Annotated in this window: 12 protein-coding genes and 1 tRNA gene; 9 read left to right on the top strand and 4 right to left on the bottom strand. The window is 65.0% G+C overall.

All coding sequences use genetic code 11. The features are described 5' to 3' along the window. Together AC1DT2_RS06460 and AC1DT2_RS06455 are read left to right on the top strand one after the other, a co-directional pair. The coding region (locus tag AC1DT2_RS06460) for an aldehyde dehydrogenase family protein (protein WP_477295253.1) at positions 1–503 on the top strand (503 nt) is incomplete at its 5' end. A 60-nt stretch (positions 504–563) separates the two neighbouring features. After that, positions 564–1,994 carry an esterase/lipase family protein gene (locus AC1DT2_RS06455; RefSeq protein WP_477295251.1) on the top strand — a complete coding sequence of 477 codons (1,431 nt, stop codon included), beginning with the start codon at positions 564–566 and terminating at the stop codon, positions 1,992–1,994. A gap of 109 nt (positions 1,995–2,103) precedes the next feature. On the opposite strand, the gene AC1DT2_RS06450 is transcribed toward AC1DT2_RS06455, so the two are convergent. Continuing rightward, positions 2,104–3,480: an FAD-containing oxidoreductase gene (locus AC1DT2_RS06450; RefSeq protein ID WP_477295249.1), complete on the bottom strand. Its 1,377-nt coding sequence runs from the start codon at positions 3,478–3,480 to the stop codon at positions 2,104–2,106. Positions 3,481–3,559: 79 nt separating this feature from the next. Beyond that, positions 3,560–3,636 (bottom strand) — tRNA-Arg (locus AC1DT2_RS06445). A gap of 140 nt (positions 3,637–3,776) precedes the next feature. On the opposite strand from AC1DT2_RS06445, the gene AC1DT2_RS06440 reads away from it, so the two are divergent. Continuing rightward, complete coding sequence (locus AC1DT2_RS06440) at positions 3,777–4,382, top strand: hypothetical protein (RefSeq protein ID WP_477295247.1); 606 nt, start codon at positions 3,777–3,779, stop codon at positions 4,380–4,382. Here AC1DT2_RS06440 and AC1DT2_RS06435 read toward each other — a convergent pair. Both AC1DT2_RS06435 and AC1DT2_RS06430 read right to left on the bottom strand, forming a co-directional pair. Then, a complete protein-coding gene (locus AC1DT2_RS06435; protein ID WP_477295245.1) occupies positions 4,361–4,792 on the bottom strand; it encodes a GFA family protein in 432 nt (143 codons plus the stop codon). The two genes, AC1DT2_RS06440 and AC1DT2_RS06435, sit on opposite strands and share 22 nt — an antisense overlap. Positions 4,793–4,855: 63 nt before the next feature. After that, positions 4,856–5,116 (bottom strand): DUF2188 domain-containing protein, encoded by a 261-nt coding sequence (locus tag AC1DT2_RS06430; protein ID WP_213948499.1) that lies wholly within the window; start codon positions 5,114–5,116, stop codon positions 4,856–4,858. 181 nt (positions 5,117–5,297) lie between these two features. Here AC1DT2_RS06430 and amaB point away from each other — a divergent pair, with 181 nt between their 5' ends. The 6 genes from amaB (at position 5,298) to AC1DT2_RS06400 (ending at position 13,879) form a co-directional block, all read left to right on the top strand. Next, on the top strand, positions 5,298–6,833 hold the full coding sequence (amaB, locus tag AC1DT2_RS06425; RefSeq protein WP_477295242.1) for an L-piperidine-6-carboxylate dehydrogenase: 1,536 nt from the start codon (positions 5,298–5,300) through the stop codon (positions 6,831–6,833). A gap of 15 nt (positions 6,834–6,848) precedes the next feature. Next, the gene (locus tag AC1DT2_RS06420) at positions 6,849–7,616 is read left to right on the top strand and encodes a class I SAM-dependent methyltransferase (protein WP_063573507.1); all 768 of its coding nucleotides are present in this window, start codon (positions 6,849–6,851) and stop codon (positions 7,614–7,616) included. Positions 7,617–7,626: 10 nt separating this feature from the next. Then, positions 7,627–8,655 carry a quinone-dependent dihydroorotate dehydrogenase gene (locus AC1DT2_RS06415; RefSeq protein WP_477295240.1) on the top strand — a complete coding sequence of 343 codons (1,029 nt, stop codon included), beginning with the start codon at positions 7,627–7,629 and terminating at the stop codon, positions 8,653–8,655. A gap of 20 nt (positions 8,656–8,675) precedes the next feature. Continuing rightward, positions 8,676–9,695 (top strand): UDP-N-acetylmuramate dehydrogenase, encoded by a 1,020-nt coding sequence (murB, locus tag AC1DT2_RS06410; protein ID WP_477295255.1) that lies wholly within the window; start codon positions 8,676–8,678, stop codon positions 9,693–9,695. Between the two features lie 119 nt (positions 9,696–9,814). Further along, entirely contained in the window at positions 9,815–11,980 is a 2,166-nt protein-coding gene (gene ppk1 / locus AC1DT2_RS06405) for a polyphosphate kinase 1 (protein WP_213948502.1), read from the top strand. Between the two features lie 120 nt (positions 11,981–12,100). Next, positions 12,101–13,879: a sensor domain-containing diguanylate cyclase gene (locus AC1DT2_RS06400; protein WP_477295237.1), complete on the top strand. Its 1,779-nt coding sequence runs from the start codon at positions 12,101–12,103 to the stop codon at positions 13,877–13,879. The last annotated feature ends 124 nt before the right edge of the window (positions 13,880–14,003 follow it).

The raw sequence follows: 14,003 nt of genomic DNA, 5'->3' as shown, positions 1-14,003 counted from the left end.
CACTCAAGGCCGGCGACCCGAAGAAGAAGGACACTTTTCTCGGCCCGATGATCGACGAAGCCGCTGCCGAACGCCTGGAATCCTGGATACGCGAGGCGAAGAAAGCCGGCGCGAAAATCCTGTGCGGTGGCGGCCGCAAGGGCGCGATGCTCGAGGCCACCGTGCTTGAGAACGTACCGCATGACGCGAAACTGCAGCGCATGGAAGCCTTCGGTCCGGTCGCCCTGCTCCAGCGCGTGGGTAGCTTCGACGAGGCCATCGCCACCGTGAACGATTCGGACTTCGGCCTCCAGGCCGGCGTCTTCACCAACGACCTGCGTCACGCCATGCGCGCGTGGGATGAGCTCGAACAGGGTGGCGTCATCGTCAACGACGTGCCCAGTTTCCGCGTGGACAACATGCCGTACGGGGGCGTCAAATCGTCGGGCGTCGGCCGCGAGGGCGTGAAGTACGCCATCGACGACCTGAGCGAGATCCGGCTGATGGTGATTCGCGACATGTGACACGTCCCGCCCTTCCGGCCCGGCGTATGCTCGGCCGACTCACGCGCAAGGTAACGTCGTATGTCCACCCTGGTCTTCGTGCACGGCTGGAGCGTCACCAACACGTCGACCTACGGCAGCCTGCCCGAGGCGCTGCGCGATCGCGCCGCACAAGCGGGCTCGACTCTTCGGGTGCTCGACATTCACCTCTCCGAGTACGTCACCTTCGACGACGCCGTGGGCATGGACGATATCGTCCGCGCGTTCGATCATGCCCTACGCGGACTCGCCCTCCCGGATGCGCGCTTCGACTGCATCACCCACTCGACCGGCGGCCCTGTCGTCATGGCCTGGCTTCGGGCCCAGCGGGAACACCCGACGTTATACGCACCGATCCATCTGGAGCGAGTGGTCATGCTCGCGCCTGCGCACTTCGGCTCCGCGCTGGCGACGTTGGGCAAGAGTGTCGTGGGCCGTCTGAAGGCCTGGTTCGACGGCGTAGAGCCGGGCCAACGCATCCTCAACTGGCTCGAGCTGGGTAGCCCCGAGTCCATCGCGCAGAATCTCGACGCCATCCATGGCAAGGACACGGCGCTCAGCGGCACCTACCTTTTCTCGCTGATCGGCGACCGGCCCGATCGCCGCCTCTACGATGTGGTCAATTCGTATACCGGCGAAGATGGTTCGGATGGTGTCGTCCGCCTGGCCGCCGCCAATCTCAATGCCACGCATTGCGTGCTCGCACAACCGGGGGCGTCGGCCACGCTGTCGATGACGCTGACACGCGCGCCGCGCACAGCCTTCAAATTGCTCGCGGGGCTTTCGCACTCGGGGAGCACGCAGGGCATCATGGGCTCAGAGCCTCCCTCGCCGCTTACCATCGACGCCGTCCTGCGGTGTCTTGCCGTGGATTCAGCAGCGGCCTACACGGCGCTTTGCCAGGCATTCGCCAGCGAGAACGCTCAGCGCGATGCTAACCGCGTGGAATTCGAGCCTGCCCTGTTCTCGCCGCGCGTACACATCCACGATCCGCGCAGCCTGATGATCTTTCGCCTCGTGGACGATCGCGGCGAACCGTTGGTCACGGCGCAGTTCCAGCTGACCGCCGGTCCCGACGCATCGACCGACCACCTGCCGCAAGGTTTCATGCTGGACCGGCAGGCCAATTCGCGTAGCCATGCGACGGTGGCGATGTTCCTTAATCGTGCGGTGCTCGCCGGTGAAGCGGCGATCCTGGATCCGCGCGATCCGCAAAAAACGCTGCGTGATCCGCTGCAGCCGCACCGTCCCTATGGCGTGCGCATCGAGCCGATCGACGTGACGGGCCTGATCCGCCACGTGGTGGCCAACACCGCACACGCCGACGATCTGCTCGACGCACTCGGGCCGCACGAAACGACGATCGTCGATGTGGTTCTTTCCCGCCGCGTCGCCGAAGGCGTGTTCCGCCTGACGCAGAATCTCGTTGCCGAGGACTTCCACAAGCCGATCCCCGGCGCCGACCTGGCCTAGCCCGCTGCGAAACGCGCTGTTGTAGGAGCCGATTCATCGGCGATCCCGCGCAGCGGGCCAGATTGTCGCGAGCACCCATCGCCGCTGAAGCGGCTCCTACAAAGAGCTGTCAGTTGGCGGGCGCGAGATCGCCGACGAGAGTCGGAATCAGCTCCGATACGGTGGGATGAATCGGTACCGCCCACTTCAATGTATCGATCGAGGCGTCCGCATTCATCATGTCGAGAATGCCGTGGATCGCTTCGTCACCACCCGTGCCCAGGATAGCCGCGCCGAGAATCTTCTTCGTCTGCGCATCGGCCACTATCTTCATGAAGCCCCAGGTCTCGGCCTTCTCGACGGCACGCCCGACCCGCGTCATCGGACGCTTCGATACCAGCAGGGAGCGACCCGACTTACGGGCCTGTGCTTCAGTCATACCGACGCGACCCAGCGGCGGATCCACATAAAGCGCGTAACCAAGAATGYGATCGCTGACCTTGCGTTCCTCGCCGTCGAGCAGGTTCGCGGCCACGATTTCGTAGTCATTCCAGGCCGTGTGCGTGAACGCACCCTTGCCATTGCAATCGCCCATCGCCCAGACGCCTTCGGCGGTAGTCTTGAGATGATCGTCGACCTTGATGTAACCCCTCTCGTCCATCTCGACCCCCGCCTTGTCCAGGCCGAGGTCATCCGTATTCGGGCGACGACCGACCGCGAGCAACACATGCGTTCCGACGACTTCGGGCGCGCCCTCGTTGCAATCCACGCCGACCTTCACGCCGCGCTCGTGCTTGCCCAAGGTGATGCAGCAGGCATCCGTTCGCACGGCGATACCCTCCGCTTCCAGAAATGCACGAATCTCGGCGGAGACGTCTTCGTCTTCGTGGCTGACCAGCCTGGCGTTCTTCTCCACCACGGTCACCTCGGCACCGAAGCGCCGGAACATCTGCGCGAATTCGAGACCGATGTAGCTACCTCCCACCACCACGAGATGCTCGGGCACGGTCTGCAGCGGAATGATCGTGCTATTGGTCAGATAGTCGACCTCGTCGACGCCCGGAAAGTCCGGGATGTTGGCGCGGCCGCCCACATTGAGGAACACCTGGGGCGCTTCGAGCGCCTCCCCATTCACCTCGATCTGGCGCGGTCCGGTAAACCGCGCGTGCCCGCGAATGAGCGTGAGCCCCGGCATCGACGCCAGCCAGTCCTCGTTGCCCTTGCGCGAATCCAGGATGACCTTCTGGGCCCGCGCCGCGACGACCGGCATGTCGATGCTGATGGGGCCAACGCCAATACCGTACTCGGCCCCGCGCTGCGCGAAGCGGGCGGCGCACGCGCTGGCCACAAGGGTCTTGGTGGGTTTGCAGCCGGTATTGACGCAGGTGCCGCCCACCAGATGCCGCTCGATAATGGCGACCGTCTTCCCCAGGCCGGTCAATCGCCCGGCGAGCGCCGGGCCGGCCTGTCCGGCCCCCACGATGATAGCGTCGAAAGTGCGGGTCATGGGCGGGGCTCCGTCGGGTGGATGACCCTTGGAGGGTACCCCGAGCCGCTGGCGACCGCCTTGCACAAAAAACCTGGAGTGGTGACCCCGGCCCGATTCGAACGGGCGACCTTYCCCTTAGGAGGGGGACGCTCTATCCAGCTGAGCTACGGGGCCAACATTCGTCAGGATACCCGAGGGGGGATAGCGAACGGAAGCGAGACGCGTCTGCCCGCCGCGCTGTAAGGCCATTCCTACAGACACCGCCGAGTGCGAGGCTTACGATTCCGCGTGGGACGGGGAACAGGAGTCGGGACGTGAACATCGATGTCATGGATGTCTGGAAGCAGACCCGCGAGGTGCTTGCGCTGCGCAGGGAGGATCCCGATGAGGCCTATCGCCGTCTGGTCTCCCTGTATACCGGGTATCTCTCCGGCGATCTCTCGCCGGGAGACAGGGGCCACCTCATGAGCGAATTCGCCTCGATGCAAAGCCTGCTCGACAGGAAAGACGAAGCCCGTGCCACGGTCGACCAGTCGCTCGAGCTGTTTCCAAACTCGGTCGTGACGCTGTTGCACGCGAGCAACTTCTTCACTTACGACGTCGCGGCGCCCGAGACTGCGGTGAAACTGGCGCAACGTGCCGTGCTGCTGACCGAGTCAGACGGAGAACTGACTATCTACGCGTTGAATCATCTGTGCCGAATTGCACGACGTGCATGCCGGTTCGATGTCATGAGCCATGCGATGAAGCGTCTTCTGGCCACACCTCCCCGCGCCGGCTTGCCGATGCAGCACATCGAATGTGACTACCTGAAATCGCTTCCCGAGGGTGCCGTTCCGCCGACCCTGGTCCAGGCTTTGCTGGCGCGAGCCAGGCCAGCGCGCGACGCAGGCGACGATCAGGAGTCCAACGGCACATAACGCAAAACGCCCACCGGTTCCCCAGTCTTGCGCCCGGTATCCGCCGGATGATTCGTACCGTCCAGCACGGGCACTTCGTCGAAGTCGAACGGGCTGAGCCCCTCGAGGCAGGCGACATTCACGCCGTACTGCGCGTTGTTCGAGCGCCGCTGGTGAAACGTGTAAATGCCACACACCGAGCAGAAATAGTGCTTCGCCGTGCCTGTGTTGAACTGGTAGGTGGTCAGCGCGTCTTCACCCTGCTCGATCGTGATGCCGTCGAGTTCTGCCGAAACGGCGACAGCCCCACGCATGCGGCAATACGAGCAGTTGCAGCGCCGCGCAGTGCGCAGGCCATCGGACAGCTTCACGGTGAAGCGAACGGCGCCGCAGTGGCAGGCGCCTCGGGTCTCGGTGATGTCAGGGAGCATCGATAGGGCCGGTTGGGGAGGCCGACGCATCATAAATCGTGGTGAAGTCCGACGCTCGGCAGGCTAGCGGACAACACTCAATCGCCGCCCCGGCATCGGCGGCACCCGCGCGGGGCGTTTGGCGTCGCTGCCGAACGGCCGCCAGACACCGTCGGCACCTTCGATACCGATACTGACATCGCCGCCTTCGGCGGCGGCCCGGTTCACGGCCGAGCGCAGGGCCTCGAAACGGCTGTCAAACCGGGATACCACCTCACCCTCCACCCTCAGGGGCCAGGAGGGGCCGTCATCGGGTTGATAGGGAATCTCATAGATCCGGGACATGGGCACGGGCAGCCTTGGAAAGAAACACAAATCCAGCATGGACTTGCGACGGTGACCGCACGGTCTTCGTAACTTCCCCCGAAAAAGACGCCTCGCAGACATCCGTCCCGCGTCGCACAACGGGGTGTGAAGGGTGCGTTTGCTAGAATCCCGGTTTTACCCGTCTTCCATGGAGACCTTCATGTCCGCCAAGATCCTCGCAGCGCTCGGCCTGAGCACCACCGAATCCGGTACGTACCTCGGCCGCGGCGAATGGGCTTCCACCACGGGCGCCGGCACCCTGTCCCCGGTCAATCCGGCCAYGGGCGAGGTGATCGCGACGGTGCAGGCCACCAGCGCGGCCGATTACGAGACGATCGTGCAGCGCGCGCAGGAAGCCTATGCGGTGTGGCGCACCACGCCCGCGCCGCGCCGCGGCGAAGCCGTCCGCCTGTGCGGTGAGGCCCTGCGCAAGCACAAGGACGCCCTCGGTTCACTGGTCGCCCTGGAAATGGGCAAGATCAAGCCGGAAGGCGACGGCGAAGTGCAGGAGATGATCGACATCGCCGATTTCGCCGTGGGCCAAAGCCGCATGCTCTACGGCTACACCATGCACTCGGAGCGCCCGGGCCACCGCATGTACGAGCAGTGGCACCCGGTCGGTCTGGTCGGCATCGTCAGCGCATTCAACTTCCCGGTGGCCGTGTGGGCCTGGAACGCCTTCCTGGCGACCATCTGCGGTGATATCTGCCTGTGGAAGCCGTCGCCGAAGACGCCGCTCTCGGCCATCGCCACCATGAAGATCTGCAACGAAGCCCTGAAGGATGCCGGTTTCCCGGATCTCTTCTTCCTCTTCAACGATGCCGGCACCGAGCTGGCCCAGACCTTCGTGGACGACAAGCGCATCCCGCTGATCAGCTTCACCGGCTCGACCAAGGTCGGCCGCATGGTCGGCGAGCGCGTCTCGCGCCGCATGGGTCGCAGCCTGCTTGAGCTGGGCGGCAACAACGCCATCATCCTGGACAAGTCGGCCGACCTGAAGCTGGCCATCCCGGCGATCGTCTTCGGCGCCGTCGGTACGGCCGGCCAGCGCTGCACCAGCACGCGCCGCGTGCTCGTGCACTCCTCCATCCATGACGCCGTGGTCGATACGTTGGTCAAGGCCTATGGCCAGGTGGAACAGAAGATCGGCGATCCCACCCTGTCGACGACGCTGATGGGCCCGTTGAACAGCCCGGAAGCCGTGACGGCTTTCCTGGCAGCCATCGAGCAGGCCAAGGCCGCCGGCGGCACCGTGCGCACGGGCGGCAAGGCGTTGACTGACCGCAAGGGCAACTTCGTGCTGCCGACGATCGTCACCGGCCTGAAGAACACCGACACCGTGGTCCAGACCGAAACCTTCGCCCCGATCCTCTACGTGATGCCGTTCGACACGCTGGACGACGCCATCACCCAGCAGAACGCCGTGCCGCAGGGTTTGTCCTCGGCCATCTTCACGCAGGATCTCAAGGCCGCCGAGCAGTATCTGTCGGCAGCCGGTTCGGATTGCGGCATCGCCAACGTGAACATCGGCACCTCGGGCGCGGAAATTGGCGGCGCGTTCGGTGGYGAGAAGGAAACCGGCGGCGGTCGCGAGTCGGGCTCGGATGCCTGGAAGGTGTACATGCGTCGCCAGACCAACACCATCAACTATTCGGACGCGCTGCCGCTGGCCCAGGGCATCAAGTTCGATTTCTGACGAACGGGTGAAGCCATGACCGATTTGCGCTCCACGGATCGTTTCTCCGACCGCGTCGAGGACTATGTCCGCTACCGGCCGGATTACCCGCAAGCGCTGATCGGCTGGTTACACGGTTTGGGGGTGACCCCAGGCTGGACCGTTGCCGACATCGGTGCCGGGACAGGCATTTCCAGCAAGCTGTTCCTCGACAGCGGTCACCGCGTGACCGCTGTCGAACCCAACGCCGCCATGCGCGCGGCAGCGGTGCAGTGGCTGGGCGGCGAAGGCCGTTTTCACGCCGTGGACGGCACAGCCGAAGCCACCGGCCTCGACGATGGCAGCGTGGACCTTGTCACGGTCGCCCAGGCGTTTCACTGGTTCGACCTGGACAAGGTGAAACGCGAATTCGCCCGCGTGCTCAGCCCGCGTGGCCTCGCCGTGGTGTTCTGGAACACACGTCGCCTGAAGGGCACGCCATTCCTCGAAGGCTACGAGCGACTGCTCCACGAATACGGCATCGACTACGTCAGCGTCGCCGAGCGCTACGCGGACGACGAGGCGATGGCACGCTGGTACGGTCATGGCTATCGCGGCATGGCATCGTTCCCGCACGAACAGAAGCTCGACTACGATGGCCTGCTCGGCCGGACCATGTCGTCCTCCTATATGCCCAAGGCCGGCCACCCCAATCACGAACCGCTGCTGTTCGCACTGCGCTCGCTGTTCAACGCGACACAGGACGAAGGCACGGTTGCTTACGATTACGACACCCGCGTGTTCGCGGGCCACCCCACGCCCTGACGATCACGCCATGTACGAGTTGCTCCGCCCCCTCCTGTTCGCCCTTGACRCCGAGACCGCGCATGGCCTTACGCTGTACGCGTCCGACGTGGCCCAGCGGAGCGGCTTGTCCCGGTTTATCGCGACGCCACCGGCGCCCTTGCCGGTGCGCGTGCTCGGTATCGATTTCCCGAATCCGGTCGGCCTCGCCGCAGGGCTCGACAAGAATGGCGAACACCTCGACGGCCTCGCCGCGCTCGGGTTCGGCTTCGTCGAAATCGGTACGGTGACGCCGCGGCCGCAGCCGGGYAACGACAAACCGCGCATGTTCCGCCTGCCAAACCACGAGGCGGTCATCAATCGCCTCGGCTTCAACAACGGTGGCATCGATGCCCTCGTACGGAACGTGGAAAAGGCTACATTTCGCGGCGTGCTCGGCATCAACATCGGCAAGAACAAGGACACGCCCAACGAGCGTGCCATCGACGACTACCTGTTCTGCCTCGAACGCGCGTATCCGTTGGCCACGTACATCACGGTGAACATCTCCTCGCCGAACACGCAGGGCCTGCGTGACCTGCAGGAAGAAGAGACCCTGCGCCGATTCATCGGCACACTGCGCGATGCACAGGAACGCCTGGCCAGCCAGCATGGCAAGCGCAAGCCGATGCTGCTGAAAATCGCGCCCGACCTCACGGAGACCGAGCTCGACGCCATCGCCGACGTACTGCTCGCCTCCGGCATCGACGGCGTGATCTGCACCAACACGACGATCGACCGCGACACGGTGGCAGGTGATCCGAACGCACACGAAACCGGAGGGCTTTCGGGCCGGCCCTTGTTCGAGAAGTCGACAACCGTGCTACGCGGCATGGCGACGCGGCTCGGCGGCAAACTGCCGATCGTCGGTGTCGGCGGCATTCTCGATGGCGACACGGCGGCGGAAAAGATCGAGGCCGGCGCCTCGCTGGTGCAGGTCTATTCGGGGCTGGTCTACCGCGGTCCGAAGCTGATTGCCGAGGCCGTCACCGAAATTCGTCGCCGCGGAGTGATCGCATGATCAACAACGCGCCGATCGACATGGGCGGCTTCACGCTGACCAGCGATGCGCCCCTCGGCGGCCGCAACACCTTGCGCGTGAATGCGCGGGCGAAGCTGTTGGCCGAAGTACGCGACCCGACGAAGCTTCCGGAAATCCTCGCCTATCCCGCCATACGGGGCGGCAAGGTCCTGGTGCTTGGCGAAGGCAGCAACATGCTCATCGGAGGCGACTTCGACGGCACCGTGCTGGCCATGGCGACGAGCGGCGTCGAGACCTTTCAGCGCGACGATCGCGTGCTGATCCGTGTCGCCGCCGGCGAGCGCTGGGACGACTTCGTGCGCTGGTCGCTTGGCCAGGGCTACGCCGGGCTCGAGAACCTGATCCTCATCCCGGGTACGGTAGGCGCTTCGCCCATCCAGAACATAGGCGCATACGGTGTCGAGGTGGCTGAATTCATCGACACCGTGGAGGCCTGGGATACGCACAAGGGCGAATTCGTGGTGCTGGACAAGGCGGCATGCGCCTTCTCTTACCGCGATTCCACGTTCAAGCAGCAGGCCGGTCGCTGGATCGTCGTGGCCGTGACCTTCGCCTTGCCGCGCGAGCGTCCCCTGTCGCTCGACTATGTCGGCATCCGCGACGAAGTAGCGAAGATGGGCGTGGAACGCGCTACGCCTTACCATGTTGCCGAGGCCGTCGTACGCCTTCGCTCGCGTAAGCTGCCCGACCCGGCCGTGATCGGTAACGCCGGTAGTTTCTTCAAGAATCCCATCATCGGCACGAACAAAGCCGATGCGCTTGCGCTCGCCCATCCGGGACTGCCCGTGTGGCCGCATGACGGCGGCACCGCCAAGATCTCCGCCGGCTGGCTCATCGAGGCAGCGGGTTTCAAGGGCGAACGCGAGGGCGATGCCGGTATTTCGAATCGCCATGCGCTGGTCCTGGTCAACCACGGCAAGGCCACCGGCCCGGAGCTGTGGGCCTTCGCGCAGAAAGTGATTGCTGGTGTCGAGGCGAAGTTCGGCGTGACCCTCGAGCCCGAACCGCTGGTGGTCTGAACGCCTGCTCGGGCGGTCGGGCGGCGATGTCACGGTCGTGTCAAACCGCGGTCATATGCTCACCCGGCGGCGTACCATGAGGCGTCGCGATCCGCGATGAGGACGACACCCTGGATACGATGACGCCCCCCAACGAGTCGACTGCCCTGCCCAAAGCGCCCGCCGCGAAGCCGCCCCACGCGCCGCCGCCGGAGCTGCCTGCCATCGATCTCAACGACAGCAGCCTCTACATCCACCGCGAGTTGTCGCAGTTGCAGTTCAACATCCGGGTGCTCGACCAGGCACTGGACGAATCCAAGCCGCTGATCGAACGACTCAAGTTCCTGCTGATTTTCTCGTCCAACATGGACGAGTTCTTCGAGATCCGCGTTGCCGGCCTGAAGCAGCAGATCGCCTTCGACCATGAAATGATCGGCGCCGATGGCATTCCGCCGCGCCGTGCGCTTGCCGAAATCGCCGAGATCGCCCACCGGCAGATCGAACGGCAATACGCCATCCTCAACGAAAAGATCCTTCCCGCCCTGGCCGACGAAGGCATCCGGATCGTCCGACGCAACCAGTGGTCGCACAAGCAGAAGCTGTGGATCCGCCGCTATTTCCGTCACGAAGTGGCGCCGTTGATCACCCCGATCGGCCTCGACCCGACGCACCCGTTCCCGCGCCTGGTCAACAAGAGCCTGAACTTCATCGTGAAACTCGAAGGCACCGATGCCTTCGGTCGTGATTCCGGCCTTGCGATCGTCCCGGCGCCGCGTATCCTGCCGCGCCTCATCCGCATGCCGGACGACATCTGCGAAGGCGGCGATAACTATGTCCTTCTCTCATCGATCATCCATGCACATGCGGACGACCTGTTCCCCGGCATGCGCGTGCTCGGTTCATACCAGTTCCGGCTGACCCGGAACGCCGACCTGACCATCGATCCCGAAGACGTCGAGGACCTGGCGCGCACCCTGCGCGGCGAGCTGTTCTCGCGCCGGTATGGCGACGCTGTTCGACTGGAAGTCGCGGACAACTGCCCCAAGCCGCTCGTCGACTACCTGATGAAGCAGTACGCGCTGGAACCGGCGGCACTCTATGAAGTGAACGGCCCGGTGAACCTGGCGCGCCTGTTCGAGATGACCCTGCAGCCGCAGTACGCGCGCCTRCAGTTCCCGACCTTCGTGCCTGCCCTGCCCAAGGTGCTGGCCGAAGCCGAGGACATGTTCACGGTCATCGGCAAGCAGGACGTCCTGCTCTACCACCCGTTCGAATCGTTCTCGCCCGTGGTCGACTTCCTGCGCCAGGCGGCGAAGGATCCCCAGGTCCTGACGATCAAGCAGACCCTCTATCGCAGCGGCGCGAACTCGGAAATCGTCGATGCCTTGGTCGAAGCCGCGCGTTCCGGCAAGGAAGTCACCGCCGTGGTCGAGCTGCGTGCGCGCTTCGACGAGGAGTCCAACCTCAGCCTCGCGTCACGCCTTCAGCAAGCCGGCGCCGTGATCACCTACGGCGTGGTCGGCGTGAAGACGCATGCAAAGCTGATGCTCGTGCAGCGTCGTGAGAACGGCAAGCTGGTCAGCTACGCCCATCTGGGTACGGGCAACTATCACTCCGGTAACGCGCGCCTCTACACCGACTACAGCCTGCTCACTTCCGACGAAGCACTGTGTGACGACGTACACCGTCTGTTTCGATTACTGACCGGCATGGGCAAGGCGCTGAAGATGAAGCGCATGCTGTATGCACCGTTCACCCTGAAAAAGGGCCTGCTCGACCTCATCGCCCGGGAAGCGGCGAATGCGGCCGCGGGAAAGAAGGCCGAGATCGTCTGCAAGATCAACGCGATCACCGACGCCAAGGTGATCCGTGCCCTGTACCGGGCCAGCCAGGCCGGGGTGAAGGTAGAGCTGATCGTACGGGGCATGTGCTGCCTGCGCTCGGGCATTCCGGGCGTGTCGCAGAACATCCGCGTTCGCTCCGTGGTCGGTCGATTCCTGGAGCACAGCCGCGTCTACTGGTTCCACAACGACGGCGAGCCGGACCTCTTCCTGGCCAGCGCCGACCTGATGGAGCGCAATCTCGAGCGCCGCGTGGAAACCTGCTTCCCCATCGAAGGCAAGAAGCTGAAGCAGCGCGTCCGGCGGGAGCTGGACGCCTACCTCACCGACAACCACTCGGCCTGGCTCCAACAGCCCGACGGCACCTACGTCCTGACGCAGCCAGGCGCCGGCCAGCCGGTCCGGGACGCCCAGATGCAGTTGCTCGAGCGATTCGGCGGTGTGGTGGCGCCCACGCCGGCCTGACCCGCCGGCGTCTTCACCTTACCCAAACGGCCCAGGCGACACACTTCGCGCACCCGCGGCGTGGCGAACGTGCGGCGGGAAAGGGGGAGACGGGGTTTCCATCGAAACGCATCCGGATCCATGCCGCGCGTCCGCAACGATGTGCTGCACGTTTTCTTGGGACTCGGCATGGGTTTTTCGGCCAGGAGACAGCGCGCGCTCGTACATCGCCTTCTCAAGGCGAGCCTGTTCTTTTGCCTGCTGCTGGCCGGTACGGCCTCCGCCGACACCCTCGCCGGCAACTGGCGTGAGGCCCGGCCGGACGATGTTCCCGCCGAGGTACTCCGCGAAGCGGAGAATCGCCCACTGGCCGCCTTCGATCCGTCGCGCATGCAGGTCTTCCCGAACTCGCCCTCCGGCACCTGGGTCATCCTGCGCACGCTGCCTCCCTGGACCAGCGGCAACCGCGTGCTGAGTATCCGCACGCCCGGCCTGGGCACGGTCACGCTGTACGACGAACACGGCCGGGTCGCCGGCACCTCGCTCGAGGACTTCGGCCCGGCTTTGCATGGCCACGGGCGGCTGATCTTCGAGATACCCGCTTCGACTCCCGCATCGCGTCCCCTGCTGCTCCGGTTCGAACCGACGACGATGCCACCGGGCGCAGTGACCATGACCGTCGAGCCCTGGCGCGACTACCTGCGTGAGGACGGTGGCTGGGTGGTCTTCGCCACGGCCTGCTTCGCCGTCATGATGACCATGGCGCTGATGGCACTGTGTTTCGCGCTCATCCTTCGCGACATGACCTTCGGCTGGTACGTGGCCTACCTGCTCTGCTATGCGCTGATCCAGGGCCTGAAGTCCGGGTATGTGTTCCATCCCCTGGAGATCCAGTCGCTGGCCGGGCTCGCCGATACCCTGGGCGCAGCGGCAACGGCCCTCTCGGTCTCCTTCGCCGCGCTGTTCATGCTGCGCTTCGCCAAGGTCGACGACTACGTGCCCTTGATGCGCATTCCCGTGCTCGCCTTTGCCATCGGCATGCCGGTATTGACGGTGCTACGTGCCACGGGCATCGGCGTCTTGGTCGACACCTCCCAACTCCTGCTGCAGCCGCTACTGTTGCTGGGCRCGCTGGTGTTGCTGGTCACCGGCGCCACCGCCGCGCTGCGCGGATCACGCCATGCCTGGTTCTTCCTGATCGGCTGGACCCCACTCCTGATCCTCACCGCGCTATGCGGCGCCCAACAACAGGGCATGCTCGCCGGCGCGCCCTGGTTGCCGGACGCGGCCATCGCGGTCGGTGCGTTCGAAGCCGTGGTTCTCTCCATCGGCTTGTCCGACCGGGCGCTCACCATTCGGCACGATCGCGACCGGGCGCGCCAGCTCGCCGATAGTGACCCTCTCACCGGCGTGCTCAACCGTCGCGCGTGGACCGATGCGGCCTTGCAGGTGCTCGAGCAGGGCATGTCGCGTCCCATCGCCCTGCTCTTCCTCGACCTCGACCACTTCAAGTCGCTCAATGACTGCTATGGACACGCGACAGGCGACCGCGCGCTTGTCGCGGTGGCCGCCGCACTGCGCGACGAGCTACGGCCCACCGACCTCCTCGGGCGCTTCGGTGGCGAGGAATTCGTCGCCTTGCTTCAGGGCGTGGAAAAGGAGAATGCAGTTCAGATCGCCACGCGCCTGTGCCGGCGCGTGCATCGTCTGGACGTCCATACGGGACAGGCACAGGCCGACGACCTGCTGACAGTATCGATCGGCGTGGCGATGCGCTCGCCGGCGGACACGGTGCAGTCGCTGACCGAACGGGCGGACACGGCGATGTACGCGGCCAAGTTGAGCGGACGTAACCAGGTGGTCTGCTCGGGGCCTTCGGGGCCCGCCCTGGTCCGCCGTAACGAGGTCAAGTTGCGATAGGCGCCAGTTCCGCGGCGGCGGCGACGATATCGTCGTCGCCGGGCAGGACCAGGAAGGCGGCACCCGCGAGCGGCGTAAAGGTATCCGCTCCAACCACGCGTCGCAGCGGCAGGTGCCCCAGACC

This window comes from Luteibacter sp. P4_E6 (genome assembly GCF_056401535.1).
This window is presented reverse-complemented; position numbering and strand designations above follow the sequence as displayed.

Bases quoted from the DNA above. Each gene is read 5' to 3' on its own strand.
- AC1DT2_RS06455 (WP_477295251.1), top strand. From the start codon at position 564: ATGTCCACCCTGGTCTTCGTGCACGGCTGGAGCGTCACCAACACGTCG.
- murB (WP_477295255.1), top strand. From the start codon at position 8,676: ATGGGCGGCTTCACGCTGACCAGCGATGCGCCCCTCGGCGGCCGCAAC.
- AC1DT2_RS06420 (WP_063573507.1), top strand. From the start codon at position 6,849: ATGACCGATTTGCGCTCCACGGATCGTTTCTCCGACCGCGTCGAGGAC.
- AC1DT2_RS06430 (WP_213948499.1), bottom strand. From the start codon at position 5,116: ATGTCCCGGATCTATGAGATTCCCTATCAACCCGATGACGGCCCCTCC.
- AC1DT2_RS06435 (WP_477295245.1), bottom strand. From the start codon at position 4,792: ATGCTCCCTGACATCACCGAGACCCGAGGCGCCTGCCACTGCGGCGCC.